The organism is Allobosea sp. LjRoot237, assembly GCF_964253285.1.
Classification (GTDB): Bacteria; Pseudomonadota; Alphaproteobacteria; order Rhizobiales; family Beijerinckiaceae; genus Allobosea.
The window spans coordinates 2,152,324-2,166,277 of record NZ_CAXUQP020000001.1; the positions used below are offsets into that span (position 1 = coordinate 2,152,324).

The 13,954-nt window shown below is 66.5% G+C and carries 10 protein-coding genes; 4 read left to right on the forward strand and 6 right to left on the reverse strand.

Going from position 1 to position 13,954, the window contains the following annotated elements; genetic code table 11:
- Position 1: 1 nt before the first annotated feature.
- Positions 2-1,180 carry an ROK family transcriptional regulator gene (locus ACSQ24_RS10545; protein ID WP_436094621.1) on the reverse strand — a complete coding sequence of 393 codons (1,179 nt, stop codon included), beginning with the start codon at positions 1,178-1,180 and terminating at the stop codon, positions 2-4.
- A 98-nt stretch (positions 1,181-1,278) separates the two neighbouring features.
- Complete coding sequence (locus ACSQ24_RS10550) at positions 1,279-1,908, reverse strand: MarC family protein (protein ID WP_436094622.1); 630 nt, start codon at positions 1,906-1,908, stop codon at positions 1,279-1,281.
- Between the two features lie 266 nt (positions 1,909-2,174).
- Here ACSQ24_RS10550 and gyrA point away from each other — a divergent pair, with 266 nt between their 5' ends.
- Positions 2,175-4,976, forward strand: a complete 2,802-nt coding sequence (gene gyrA / locus ACSQ24_RS10555) for a DNA gyrase subunit A (protein ID WP_436094623.1) — start codon at positions 2,175-2,177, stop codon at positions 4,974-4,976.
- 151 nt (positions 4,977-5,127) lie between these two features.
- Here the strand turns inward: gyrA and ACSQ24_RS10560 are convergent, their stop codons facing one another.
- The 3 genes from ACSQ24_RS10560 to ACSQ24_RS10570 form a co-directional block, all read right to left on the reverse strand.
- Complete coding sequence (locus tag ACSQ24_RS10560; protein ID WP_436094624.1) at positions 5,128-6,876, reverse strand: AsmA family protein; 1,749 nt, start codon at positions 6,874-6,876, stop codon at positions 5,128-5,130.
- Positions 6,877-7,058: 182 nt separating this feature from the next.
- Positions 7,059-8,756, reverse strand: coding sequence for an ABC transporter permease (locus ACSQ24_RS10565; RefSeq protein WP_436094625.1), 1,698 nt, complete (start codon positions 8,754-8,756; stop codon positions 7,059-7,061).
- Positions 8,753-9,766: an extracellular solute-binding protein gene (locus ACSQ24_RS10570; RefSeq protein ID WP_436094626.1), complete on the reverse strand. Its 1,014-nt coding sequence runs from the start codon at positions 9,764-9,766 to the stop codon at positions 8,753-8,755. The genes ACSQ24_RS10565 and ACSQ24_RS10570 overlap by 4 nt, the downstream gene beginning before the upstream one ends.
- Positions 9,767-10,433: 667 nt before the next feature.
- On the opposite strand from ACSQ24_RS10570, the gene ilvD reads away from it, so the two are divergent.
- The 3 genes from ilvD (at position 10,434) to ACSQ24_RS10585 (ending at position 13,638) form a co-directional block, all read left to right on the forward strand.
- Complete coding sequence (gene ilvD, locus ACSQ24_RS10575) at positions 10,434-12,164, forward strand: dihydroxy-acid dehydratase (protein WP_436094627.1); 1,731 nt, start codon at positions 10,434-10,436, stop codon at positions 12,162-12,164.
- Positions 12,151-13,104 carry a tetratricopeptide repeat protein gene (locus ACSQ24_RS10580; RefSeq protein ID WP_436094628.1) on the forward strand — a complete coding sequence of 318 codons (954 nt, stop codon included), beginning with the start codon at positions 12,151-12,153 and terminating at the stop codon, positions 13,102-13,104. Before ilvD ends, ACSQ24_RS10580 begins: the two co-directional genes overlap by 14 nt.
- A gap of 165 nt (positions 13,105-13,269) precedes the next feature.
- Positions 13,270-13,638, forward strand: a complete 369-nt coding sequence (locus ACSQ24_RS10585) for a hypothetical protein (protein WP_436094629.1) — start codon at positions 13,270-13,272, stop codon at positions 13,636-13,638.
- A 25-nt stretch (positions 13,639-13,663) separates the two neighbouring features.
- Here the strand turns inward: ACSQ24_RS10585 and ACSQ24_RS10590 are convergent, their stop codons facing one another.
- Positions 13,664-13,954: a putative quinol monooxygenase gene (locus ACSQ24_RS10590; protein ID WP_436094630.1), complete on the reverse strand. Its 291-nt coding sequence runs from the start codon at positions 13,952-13,954 to the stop codon at positions 13,664-13,666.

Sequence of the window (13,954 nt, forward strand, 5' to 3'; positions counted from 1 at the left end):
TCTAGCGCTCGGCGGCGGCGTAGTCGGTTTGCGTGCCCGAGGCCTCGGGCGCGTCTCTCTGGCCGCCGCGGCGGATGAAGGCGAAGCAGGCGAGGGCGAGGCCGGATGCAGGCTCCTGGCCGAGCGGCATCGGCGAGAAGGCGAGCGAGACATCCTGGGCTCCCGCGAAGAGGCTGCGGTCCAGCCCGGCCATCAGCGCAAGTTTGGCACGTTGCCCGAGCCACTCTGGCCACCCGGCAATGACGATCCGGCGCACGCGGCGCAGGTTGAGCGCATTGCCGAGGACCATGCCGAGATCGGCGAGGCGCAGCTCGATCTCGGCGAGGATGGCCGGCGCGAGCGCCGTAGCGGCGGGCATGTGTCCCGCCAGCACGTCCGGCTCGGGGATCCCGAGCAGGCTGGCCAATGCCGTCGTCGAGACGAAGGCTTCGACGCAGCCATGGTGGCCGCAGCGGCATGGCGGCCCGTGGCGCGCGACGACGTTGTGGCCGAGCTCGTAGATCGTCAGCCCGTCACCCTCTGCCTGCTCGTCGACGAAGGCTGCCCCCACGCCATGGCCGATGAAGACATGGAGATAGGGCTCCTCCGGCGTTTTCGGCATGGCGCCGAGCCTGTGGGTGAGGGTGCGCGCCACGATCGAGTCCGCGATGGTGACGGGAACGCTAGGCAATGCGGCCTCGAGACGGGCCAGCGTCCCGCGCCGATCGAAGGGTACAATCGGATTGGCGGTACGCTCCGGGTGGTAGCCGGGCACGGAGATTGCGACTTGCCGTAGCGGCTGCGTGCCGCCGCGCGACCATGTCGCCAGGCACTCTATAGCGTCGGCGATGGCATCTTGCGTCTCTGCGGGCGACGCGCCGTCCGGCAGCGGTCGGGTGCCCGAGGAGAGGACCTCGCCGGTGAGGGTACCGACCCCGGTATGGATGGCGCCGTTGGACAGCTCGATCGCGCCGACCTGTTGCGCCGCGCTCAGGCCGACGAAGACGCTCGGCCCCCCGCGATAGGGCGCACGCCGGCGCGTTTCCGTGACGAGCCCTTCTGCGCGCAGCTCATTGAGGATGCGGGAGACACTGGCGTCGGTGAGGCTGACATAGCCGATCAGCTCTGGCCGGAACGATCCGTGCGTGCGCCACAGATAGTCCAGGATCGCCGCCCGCGTCTCGAGTCGACTCCAAGCCACGTTCCGCCCATTCATTCTTACTTTATGTAAGAATGAAGCTCGCCGAACTTCACTAGCCTGTCAATTCCTGTCTCGTCTCCGCTTGCGACGGCCGGCGCCTATCCCGTGGCCACGGCCTTGATGCCGTCGATGACGAACTGCACCGCCAGCGCGGCGAGGATGACGCCGAGCAGGCGGGTCAGCACGACATTGCCGGTGACGCCGAGCAGGCGCGCGATCGGCACCGCCAGGAAGAAGACGACGAGGCAGGACAGGATCACGAGGCCACAGATCGCGGCGAGTGAGGACAGCATCGCAATATTGCCGTCGGCGCGACCGGCGAGCAGCATCATTGCGGTCAGCGCGCCCGGGCCCGCCATCAGCGGGATCGCCAGCGGAAAGGCGGCGACGTTGCGGATGTGATCCTGGGTGATCGCGGTCTCGGCGGTCTGCTGCTTGCGCTCGTTGCGGCGCTCGAACACCATCTCGAACGAGATCCAGAACAGTAGCAGGCCGCCGGCGATGCGGAAGGCCGGCAGCGAGACGCCGAGCGCCTTCAGCACGACGTCGCCGGCGAGGCCGAAGAAGGCCATGATGCAGAAGGCGATGATGCAGGCGCGGACCGCGACCTGCCGCCGCTCGCTCGCCGACATGCCGCGCGTCAGCGACAGGAAGATCGGCGCCAGCCCGGGCGGATCGAGCGTCACCAGCAGGGTGACGAGGGCGGAGGAGAGATATTCGGCGAACATGTCTCTCCCTCGGGCTGTTCTCGGTCGCGCTGCAAGGCCCTGATTCAGCGTCGTGAGGTCAATCTAGTCACGGCCCAGCGTGCGCGTCACGCATGAAACATGGCGAGATTGCGGAAGGCACGCGAAAGCGAATCAAGAATCACTCGCAAGCCGCTGCAACAAAACGATTTTATTTTCTCTGAATAGAGTCGCCTTTTGCTGGCTTCGCGCGTCGGAATCGGCTAGCCAGAACGTTGAAAAACCAGCGGTAAACGGGACTTTTTCCCTTGAGCGAAGACAACGACGACAAGCGCGACGACGGCCCGCAGTTCGGCGGCGACATCAAGCCGATCGCGATCACCGACGAGATGAAGAAGAGCTATCTCGATTACGCGATGAGCGTGATCGTGAGCCGCGCTCTTCCCGATGTCCGCGACGGCCTGAAGCCCGTGCACCGGCGCATCCTGTTCTCGATGCACGAGAACAAGAACCTGCCGGACCGGCCCTATACCAAGTGCGCCCGCATCGTCGGCGACACGATGGGTAAATACCATCCGCACGGCAATCTCGCGGTCTATGACGCGCTGGTACGGATGGCGCAGGACTTTTCGCTGCGCCTGCCCCTGATCGACGGCCAGGGCAATTTCGGCTCGATGGACGGCGATTCGCCGGCGGCCGATCGTTATACCGAGGCGCGCCTCGACAAGGCGGCGATGCCGCTGCTCGAGGACCTCGACCTCGACACGGTCAACTTCCAGCCGAACTATGACGGCAAGGAGCATGAGCCGACGGTCCTGCCGGCGCGCTTTCCGAACCTGCTCGTCAACGGCGCCGGCGGCATCGCCGTCGGCATGGCGACCAACATCCCGCCGCATAATCTCGGCGAGGTCATCGACGCCTGCATCGCGCTGATCGAGAATCCCGAGATCACGATCGACGAGCTGATCGAGATCGTGCCCGGCCCGGACTTCCCGACCGGTGCCCAGATCATGGGCCGCAGCGGCATCCATTCGGCCTATCACACCGGGCGCGGCTCGATCGTGATGCGCTCGAAGACGCATATCGAGGAGCTGCGCAAGGAGCGCGAGGCGATCATCGTCACCGAGGTGCCCTACCAGGTGAACAAGGCGACGATGGTCGAGAAGATCGCCGATCTCGTCCGCGAGAAGCGGATCGAGGGCATCTCGGACCTGCGCGACGAATCGAATCGCGAGGGCGTGCGCGTCGTCATCGAGATCAAGCGCGACGCCGTCGCCGACGTGGTTCTGAACCAGCTCTACCGCTTCACCCCGCTGCAGACCTCGTTCGGCGCCAACATGGTGGCGCTGACCGGCGGCCGGCCGGAGATCCTGAACCTCAAGGACTTCATCGCCGCCTTCGTCGAGTTCCGCGAAGAGGTGGTCTCGCGGCGCACGCGCTATCTGCTCAACAAGGCGCGCGAGCGCGCCCATGTGCTCTGCGGCCTCGCCACCGCCGTCGCCAATATCGACGAAGTGATCCGCCTGATCCGTACCGCGCCGACCCCGGCCGTGGCGCATGAATCCTTGATGGCGCGCGACTGGCCGGCCGAGGACATCGCGCCGCTGATCGCACTGGTCGACGATCCGCGCCACCCGATGAACGCCGATGGGACCTACCGTCTCTCCGACGCACAGGCCAAGGCGATCCTCGAGCTGCGCCTCGCCCGCCTCACGGCTCTCGGCCGCGACGAGATCGGCGACGAACTCGAGAAGCTCGCCAAGGAGATCTCGAACTATCTCGACATCCTGCGCTCGCGAGCCCGCATCCAGGAGATCATCAAGGCCGAGCTCGCCGAGGTGAAGGCCGCTTTCGCCACGCCGCGCCGCACCGTGATCCAGGACTGGGGTTCCGATCTCGACGACGAGGACCTGATCGCCCGCGAGGACATGGTCGTCACCGTCAGCCATGCCGGCTATATCAAGCGCGTGCCGCTCTCGACCTACCGGGCGCAGAAGCGCGGCGGCAAGGGCCGTTCTGGCATGTCGACGCGCGAGGAGGATTTCGTCACCCGCCTCTTCGTCGCCGATACGCATACGCCGATCATCTTCTTCTCCTCGCTGGGCCAGGCCTACAAGGAGAAGGTCTGGCGGCTGCCGCTTTCGGCACCGAACGCGCGCGGCAAGTTCCTCAACAACATGCTGCCTCTGGACAAGGACGAGCGCATCACCACGGTGATGCCGCTGCCGGAGGACGAGGAGAGCTGGGAGCGGCTCGACGTGATGTTCGCGACCAGGACGGGCAATGTCCGGCGCAACAAGCTGTCCGACTTCGTCCAGGTCAACCGCAACGGCAAGATCGCGATGAAGCTCGACGAGGGCGATTCCATCGTCGATGTGCAGATCTGCTCCGAGCATGACGACGTGCTCCTGACCACCGCCGGCGGCCAGTGTATCCGCTTCGCCGTCCCCGAAGTGCGCGTCTTCAAGGGCCGGGATTCGACCGGCGTGCGCGGCATCAACCTGGCCGAGGGCGACGAGGTGATCTCGCTCGCGATCCTGCACCATCTCGACGCGACGCCAGACGAGCGCGCCGCCTATCTCAAGCGCGCCGCCGCCGCCCGCAAGGCGCTGACCGGCGAGGGCGACGAGATGGTTGAGCCGGTGACGAACGGCGATGCCGAGGATGCTGGCAGCGACATCGATCTCGGCCAGGAGAAATACGCCGAGATGGGCGCCGCCGAGCAGTTCATCCTGACCCTCTCGGAGAATGGCTACGGCAAGCGCAGCTCCTCCTTCGAGTACCGGGTCACCGGGCGCGGCGGCAAGGGCATCGTCGCCATGGTGGTCAACGAGCGCAACGGCAAGCTCGTCGCCTCGTTCCCGGCCGAGGAGAAGGAACAGATCATGCTCGTCACCGATGGCGGCCAGGTCATCCGGGTGCCCGTCGATGCCGGGCCGAACAATCGCATCCGCATCGCCGGCCGCTCGACCCAGGGCGTTACCGTGTTCAATACGGGTGACGGCGAGAAGGTCGTCTCGGTCGAGCGCATCGGCGAGGAGGCCGACGAAGAGGGCGAGACCGTCGAAGGTGAGACCGGTGGGGGCGAGGAGTCGGCCGGGGAGGCTTGACGCCTCCCTACGAGCTCCGCCGCGCTAGGTGACGTCATGCTCGGGCTTGACCCGAGCATCTCAGGCAGCATGAGGCGTCAATCAGCGCCTTCTCGTCCTGAGATTCTCGGGTCTGCGCTTCGCTTCGCCCGAGAATGACGTCGGGGGCGTATCAGCGCAGCAGTGGGATCGCCGGGCCCAGCGTCCGCAGCATCGCGTCGATCTCGGGGGTGAAGGCGGCGCCGAAGAAGGGGCCGCGGACCTCGAACGGCACGCGCGCCGAGGTCGTGGTCGAACTCAGGGCGCCGTTGAGATCGAGCCAGCGCCGGCTGAGATCGGCGGTGCCGTTCAGGACGACGCCATAGCCGGAGCCGGCGAGCTGGGTATCGGTAAGGTAGACCACGCCGAGATTGGCGAGCGCGGAAAGCTGCAGCGTTTCGAAGGCGCTCTTGCCCTGGCGCCAGTCGCGCGCGGAGGCCGGTGGCTTCTCGGCCTTGCGCAGCAGATCCGGGAAGGCGATGCCGCGGAACTCGCCCTGCCGGATCGTCAGGTTGGCCCGGCCGGTCAGCGAGCTCACCACCTGTTCCACATTGTCGCCGACGCCTTCGAAAGCGAGCTGCCCGGTTGCCGTGCCGCTGAGGCGAGCAATCTCCGGCAGGTCGTCGGCCGCCAGCGCGAGGTTCACTTTCTCCAATCCGAGCTGCAGCTTGACGTCCGAGCCGGCCGCGACCGGTGTGGCGAGAATGCGCGCGCGGGCCGAGCCGCCATAGGCGGCGGCGCGCAGGAGCGAGGCCTCGAACCGGCCCTTTCGGATCAGTAGCTGCGCCGCCAGATCGCGGACACGGGCAGTGCCGACCCGGGCGGAATCGAGCGACAAGCGCAAATCGATATCGTTGGTCGTCCAGCCGTCGAACTCGAGTGGCGCGGTACCGGCATCGCTGCCTCCGGAAGGCGCCGGCAACCCGGCCTGCCGGAGCAGGCGGCCAAGATCGAATTCGGCTCCGGCGAGCGTGCCGGAGAGCGCCCAGCTCGGCATCGAGCCGTCGAGCTTGAGCGCGCCTTCGAGCTGGTCGCCATCGATAGTCGCGACGACGGAGTCGAGGGAGGCGCTGTTCTGATTGAGCTGGGCCTGCGCGGTCAGCTCGACCTGGCGAACCAGGGAGGCGATACGCGGGCGCGAGCCGACCCAGGCCAGGGCGTCCGGGAGCGACTTCGTGCTGAACTCGATCTGGCCATTGGTGACGCCCTGCGCGGCTGAGTGCGTGCCGTTGAACCGCAGGCTCATCAGGCGCGAGCCGATCGAGAAGGCAGTGCGCGCCCGCTCGCCCGCCACCGGCCAGAACAGGTCGACCTTGGTGGCTTCGCCGCGCCAGGTGAAGGAGCCGGCGAGGGCGACCGGCGCCTGCGCCGTTCGCTCGTCGATCACGACGTTGACGTCGCGCAGCGTGGTCAGGACCGTGCCGCCCGCACGGACCATGACGCTGCCGGAGGTTAGGACGAGCCGCGTTTGGCTCTCGAGCCGGGTGAGATAACCCAGCGCGCGGTTCTGCCACTCGGCGTAGCTGCCGCCGGTGTCCGCGACGGCGAGATCGAGCTCGGGGGCGACGAGGTCGATGCGGTCGAAATCGAGCTGGCCGCCGATCAGCGACAGCAGCCGGGCTCTGGCACGCAGGCGCGCCGCCTTGCCGGACAACACCCCCTGGGGATCGGCGAAGCTCACATCCGATAGGCTGATCCGGGGCAGCGGCAGAAAGGCGATCTCGGCGCGGCGCAGCGCCGTCACCTTGAGGCCGGTCCGAGCCTCGATGCCGGCGATGACGGAACGCTCGACTTGCGACAGCGCAAGATTCCACGGCCGCAGCCCGAGGACGAGCAGCAACGCAGCGGCGGCGAGGCCGAGGAAGAGTGTGCGTCGTGACATGGCCTGGCGTTTGGCCTTCATCGGCCCGACGGCGGAGGGGTCGTCGTCAGGCAGCAACCTGATATCGCGGCCGAATCGGCTTGAGGCGGCCGATATATGTCGCGCGGCAAGGGTTTAGCCTCCCATTCTACGAATGTCGAGTTCAGCGCGCCGGGCAAGGATCGCAAAGCCGGGGAAACATTTCAATTTTCCCGCGCGGCCGGTAGCTGTTCGCCGGCTCGGGCGAGCCTCAACGCCGGATAGATGCCGATCGCCACGATCAGCAGTGCCGCCAGGGCGCCATCCTCGAACACGCCGCGGGCGGCGTGGCCATAGACCAGCGTGGCGAGCGTGTCGAAGTTGAGCGGGCGCAGCAGCAATGTCGCCGGCAGCTCCTTCATGCAGTCGACGAAGACGAGCAGGGCGGCGGCGGCGATGGCAGGACGCATGAGCGGCCAATGCAGCCGGTGCAGGAGCTCGTGCCTGTTCGCGCCGAGCGAGCGCGCCGCGTCGTCGATGCGCGGCGAGATCCGGGCATAGCCGCTTTCGACGCCGTTCACCGCGATGGTCAGGAAGCGCACCAGATAGGCGATGACCAGCGCCGTGCCGGAACCGAGCAGCAGCAGGCCAGGGCTCGTGCCCAGGAGCGTGCGGCTCGCATCGGCGACGAGGTTGTCGAAGGCTGCGAGCGGCACCAGCAGGCCGAGTGCCAGCACCGTTCCCGGCAAGGCGTAACCGAGCGAGGCGATGCGGGCGAGGGCCGGCAGGGCGTGCTCGCGCCCGAGCCGCAGCGCTGCGGCGATGCCGATACCGATGGCCACGATCAGTGCGGCCGAGAGCGCCGAGATCGAGACGGTGTTGGCGAGCGCGCGCCAGAGCGCCGCATCGGCCTGGGCAAAGAGGTCGCGGCGCCACAGCTCCCCGAGCAGATAGAAGAATGGCAGCACTGCGCCGAACAGTGCGGGCAGGAAGCAAGCCAGCGCCGCCATCCAGGCGCGGGCGCCTGAAAGCCGGATGCGCCCGACCGGCCGGGGCCGTTTCACCGGCAGGGTGAAACGGCGCGCCCCGCGCGTGCGCGCCTCGGCAAGCATCAGCCCGACGACGACGAGCAGCATGACGCAGGCGATCTGGGTGGCGCCCGCCAGCGAGCCGCGATTGATCCAGGTGGTGTAGACCGAGATTGTCAGAGAGCGGACGCCGAGATACTCGCTGGCGCCGATGTCGTTCAGCGCCTCGAGCAAAGCGAGCGTGAGGCCGGCGGCGAGGGCGGGGCGGGCCATCGGCAGGCCGATGCGCCAGAACAGCGGCCAGCGCCTGGTTCCGAGCGTGCGGGCGGATTCGATCAGCGCGGCGCTCTGCATGGCAAAGAGCGCGCGCACGCTGAGATAGACATAAGGGTAGAGCACGAGCCCGAGGATCAGGATCGCGCCCGGCAGGTTGCGCGGGTCCGGGAACCAGTAGTCGCGCAGCGAGCGCCAGCCGGTGAGTGCCCTGAGTGCGCTCTGGAACGGCCCCTGGAAGCCGAGGATTTCAACGTAGACGTAAGCCGTGATGTAGGTCGGTAGAGCCAACGGCAGCACGAGCAGCCATTCCAGGCTGCGGCGGCCGGGAAATTCGTATTGCGTCACCAGCCAGGCCGCGCCGGTGCCGACGGCCCCGCAGAACAGGGCGATGCCGGCGAGCAGAAGGGCCGTGTTCCAGAGCGCAACCGGCAAGACGTTGGCGGTCAGATGCGGCCAGACTGTCAGCGCCTCGCGCGACAATGCAGTGAAAGCGAGCGCCAATACCGGCAGCGCGACCAGCCCCGCCGCAGCCACCGTGACATAGAGCAGACGCGTCGACGGCCGCCAGCGGGTTGCTGGCGGCCGTTCTGCAGCTGTCGCGGATGCGTTCAGGCTCAATTGTCGAAGCCGACCTTGTCGACGAGCTCGGACGCGGCCTTGCGGTTCTTGGCGACGTCGCCGAGCGGGGTCGTGTCGGGTGTCAGCGCGCCGAGCAGCTTCACCGCCGCGGCTTCCTTGACGTCGGGGTTGACCGGGTATTCGAAATTGCCGTCGGCATAGAGGGTCTGCGCCTTCTCGCTGAGCATGTACTCGATCAGCTTGACGGCACCGTCCTTGTTCGGCGCGTTCTTGGCGATCGCTGCGGCCGAGACGTTCACATGGGTGCCGCCGCCGGTGAAGGTGGTCTTCAGCGGCTTGATCGCCTCGTACCAGCCCTTCTGCTCGTTCGTCGCCTTGCTCATCAGCCCGATATAGTAGGTGTTGATGATGGCGATGTCGCATTGGCCCGAGAGGATGTCGCGGGCGACGTCACGGTCGCCGCCGCCGGGTTTGCGGGCGGTGTTCGCCTTGACCGCCTTGAGGAAGGCCTCGGTCTTCTCGGCGCCGTTGCGGGCGAGATAGGCCGCGAAGAAGGCGTTGTTGTAGGGGTGCTGGCCGGCGCGGATGCAGAACTTGCCCTTCCACTTGGGATCGGCGAGCTCGTCATAGGTGATCGCGTCCTGCTTCACCCGGTCCTTCGAGACGACCACGATACGGGCGCGCTGGGTCAACGTGACCCAATTGTTGCCGGCGCCACGCAGCGCGGCCGGAACGGTCTTGTCGACGAGCGCCGACTGCACCGGCTGGGTGATGCCGGCATCGGCCGCAGCCTGGATCTCGCCGACATCGACGACGAGCATCACGTCGGCCGGGCTGTTGGCGCCCTCGGCCTGGATACGCTGCTGCAGGCCATCCTTGAGGAAGACCGCGTTGACCTTGATGCCGGTGTCCTTGGTGAAAGCCTCGATGACCGGATTGAGCAGGGCCGGCTCGCGCGTCGTGTAGAGGTTGACGCTCTGCGCAAGGGCCGGGGCGGCCAGCAGGCAGGAGGCCAGGGCTGTCGTGACGAGCGCGGTCTTGATGGTCATGTTTCGCTCCTTCGGGCGGGGGCTCTGAAATCAGCCATATCGGCCGGAGCGGTAGAGCGGCAGGCGAAGGTGGTCAAGGTAATATCCCTTTTGTTTCAATGTGTTGTATTCTTTCTAAACTGCATCTTGATTATACAAATTCTAAGCTGAGCCGCGAGATACAAGGATCGAATGTCAGATCCGGCAGTCTGGTGCTTCAAAAGTCGCAAGATTCCAAGGCCTTGGGCGAGGTGTACCTGGTCCGGTGCGAGCTGGCGCGAATGCCGAGTCTACAGGGGTTCTCCCAGCCCATCATGAATGCGTCATCCGGCGTCTACGGTGGTGCCGGGATCGTGACCGGACACCGTCGAACGGATGCGCGCCGGGGTTGCGGCGAGGTTCATTGCGTGTCCCGCCGCGATCCCTAAAATTCGTGACATTTCTACAACATCGGCAGCTATTGCAGTGCTGGCCCTACAGGCCGCCACGATTGCCGCGAAGCCGCCACAAAGCGGCCCCAGCTGCGAACTTCAGTAACTATCTGAGATACGGAAGAATTAAGCCCCATCGGGCAGGGTGCGGAGCAGAAAAGTGCTTCGCATGCCGCCTCGGGGCAGATGATTGCACCGGCGGGCAACAGCGTGGCACATCTGGCGCCCGCCAGGTGGGGTGGCGGGACAGAGTTTGCATGGACGCGCGCGTTTTCGATAAATCGAAGTTGCCCAGCCGGCATGTCAGTGTCGGGCCGGCCCGTGCGCCGCATCGGTCCTATTATTACGCGATGGGCATGACCGCGAAGCAGATCGCGCAGCCCTTTGTCGGCGTCGCCTCCTGCTGGAACGAGGCCGCGCCCTGCAATATCTCGCTGATGCGCCAGGCCCAGGCCGTGAAGAAGGGCGTCGCCTCGGCCAGCGGGACGCCGCGCGAGTTCTGCACGATCACCGTGACCGACGGCATCGCCATGGGCCACCAGGGCATGAAGTCGTCGCTGGCTTCGCGCGAGGTCATCGCCGACTCGGTCGAACTCACGATGCGCGGCCATTGCTATGATGCGCTGGTCGGGCTCGCTGGCTGCGACAAGTCATTGCCCGGGATGATGATGGCGATGGTGCGCCTCAACGTGCCGTCGATCTTCATCTATGGCGGCTCGATCCTGCCCGGCAATTTCAAGGGCCGGCCGGTCACGGTCCAGGACGTGTTCGAGGCCGTCGGCAAGCACTCGGTCGGCGCGATGTCGGACGAGGACCTGAAGGAGCTCGAGGAGGTCGCGTGCCCGTCCTCCGGCTCGTGCGGCGCCCAGTTCACCGCCAACACCATGGCGACGGTCGCCGAGGCGATCGGCCTGGCGCTGCCCTATAGCTGCGGCGCGCCGGCGCCCTACGATGTCCGCGACGCCTTCTGCTACACCGCCGGCGAGATGGTGATGGAGCTGATCGCCCGGAACATCCGGCCGCGCGACATCGTCACCCGCAAGGCGCTGGAGAACGCCGCCATGGTCGTCGCCGCTTCCGGCGGCTCGACCAATGGCGCGCTGCACCTGCCGGCGATCGCGCATGAATGCGGCATCGACTTCGACCTGTTCGCCGTCGCCGAGATCTTCAAGAAGACGCCCTATATCGCCGATCTGAAGCCGGGCGGGAAATACGTCGCCAAGGACATGTTCGAGGTCGGCGGCATTCCGCTGCTGATGAAGACCCTGCTCGACCACGGCTTCCTGCACGGCGACTGCATGACGGTCACCGGCCGCACCATCGCCGAGAACCTCGCCTCGGTGAAATGGAACGATGAGCAGGACGTGATCCGTCCGGCGAACAAGCCGCTCTCCGACAATGGCGGCGTCGTCGGCCTCGTCGGCAATCTGGCGCCGGAGGGCGCGATCGTGAAGATCGCCGGGATGACGCCCGAGCAGCTCGTCTTCACCGGGCCGGCGCGCTGCTTCGATTGCGAGGAAGACGCCTTCGCCTGCGTCAGCAAACGCGAATACGAGGTCGGCGACGTCCTGGTCATCCGCTATGAGGGGCCGAAGGGCGGCCCCGGCATGCGCGAGATGCTGTCGACCACGGCGGCGCTCTATGGCCAGGGCATGGGCGACAAGGTGGCGCTCATCACCGATGGCCGTTTCTCGGGCGCGACGCGCGGTTTCTGCGTCGGCCATGTTGGCCCCGAGGCTGCTGTCGGCGGTCCGATCGGCCTGATCCGCGACGGCGACATCATCGAGCTCGACGCGATCACAGGAAAGCTCGCAGTCCGCCTTTCTGATGCCGAACTTGAGGAGCGTCGTAAGGCCTGGACGCCGCGCAAGACGGACTACACGTCGGGCGCGCTTTGGAAATACGCGCAGACGGTCGGTTCCGCCAAGGGCGGCGCCGTCACCCATCCGGGAGGCGCAGCCGAGATACAGTGCTATGCGGATATCTGACGCCATCATTGCCGGAGCGTTGCTCGCTCTGGGCTGCCAGCAGGCAGTCTGGGCGCAGGACGCAGCCGCAGAGCGCATGCCAGTGCCGCCACGCCCGATTCCAGGCATCGCGCTGCCGGAGCCGGAGTCGCAGGGTCTCGCTGCACCGGTACCGCTTGCTCCCGGCCGTGGCGCGATCGCACCCGCTCCGAGCGGACCTGCCGCACATACCGCGTTGCCGATCGCTCCGTTCAGCAGCGCCCGCGATGCGCTGAAGGCCTGGATGCGCGATTCGACCGCCGGCGATCAGGCCGGGGCGGTCAAGGCGCTCGAATATGCTGCGGCCCAAGGCCATCTGGCGGCGCAGTTCAAGCTCGGCCGGGTCTATGCCAGCGGCGATGGCGTACCCACCAACGATCTCAAGGCCTTCGAGTATTTCTCGAAGATCGCGGACGAGAATGCCGACGAAATCCCAGGCACCTCTGACGGACGCATCGTCGCGGCGGCCTTCGTCGCGCTCGGCGGCTATTTCCTCGACGGGATCAAGGGCAGCTATGTGAAGCCCAATCCCGATCGCGCCTTCGACATGTTCCACTACGCCGCCTCCTATTTCGGCGACCCGGACGGCCAGTACAATCTCGCCCGGCTCTATCTCAACGGCACCGGCGTCTCGCGCGATCCGCGCCAGGCGGCGCGCTGGATGAAGCTCGCGGCCGAGAAGGGCCATGCCCCGGCACGCGCCGTCTTCGGTGACATGCTGCTGCGTGGCGGCGATGGCGTGCCGCGCCACCCGATCATCGGGCTGATGTGGCTGGCGCTCGCTCGCGAAGGCGCCGACACCACCCGCGAGACCTGGATCGTCGAGCGCTACGACGCCGCCTTCGCCAGCGCGAGCGCAAACGACAGGACGGCCGCACTGGCACTGGTCGAGCGCCAGCAGGGCCGCGCCGAGCGGCGCTAGATCATCGCGCGTCCGAATGGACGCGATCACGATGATCTATCACATAGTTTTAGCATCGGATTCTTCCGAAAAGTGGATTCCACTTTTCGGTCCGATGCGTGCGCGACTGCATCCAAGCACTGTCAGGCCACGTAGCCGAGGTTATCGGACCTTGGAGGCTTTGCCATGCGCGACGCCGCATTCTTCAGCTTCATCGCAGCGTGTACCGCGCTCGCCATCCACGGCGCTGGAGCCCAGGAAAGCTTTGACGACTGGTCCCCGCTGACCAACCCGTTTCCGAGCACGGGCGGCGGCGGGATCATGATCCATGACTATGATCCGGTGGTCTCCGGCGGCAAATGCACGACGAAGTTCCGTGCCGTCGAGCCGAACGGGACGACCTATCACAACCTGATCGAGTTCGAGGCGGCCGAGACGCAAGGTGGTGTGCTCTGCATGAACGGCAAATGGCGCTCGGCCGATGGCAGCGCCAGCGGCACGACGCCATTCCGGGTGTTCATCAAGGACGGAATAAAGCGGGGCTCGCCGCAATAGCCGCGCCGCCCGAAGCCAGCCCTGCCTAGGCTTCGAACGCATCCATCAGTGTGACGATGCAGTCCTGCCGCTGGTGCTGGTTGATCAGCGGGACCAGCCGCGTGAAATGCTCGCTCCGGCAATGGGCGTCCAGTGCCGCCTGGTCCGGCCATTGCTCGACGAAGACGAAATGCCCGGGATCCTTCCGGTCGATGAAGAGATCATAGGCGAGGCAGAGCGGCTCAGCCCGCGTCTTCTCGACCAGTTCCCGGTAGAGCGGCTTCACCAGCTCGACGCTTTCGAGCCTGATGAAGTCCTGGGCGATGACCTTCAGCAT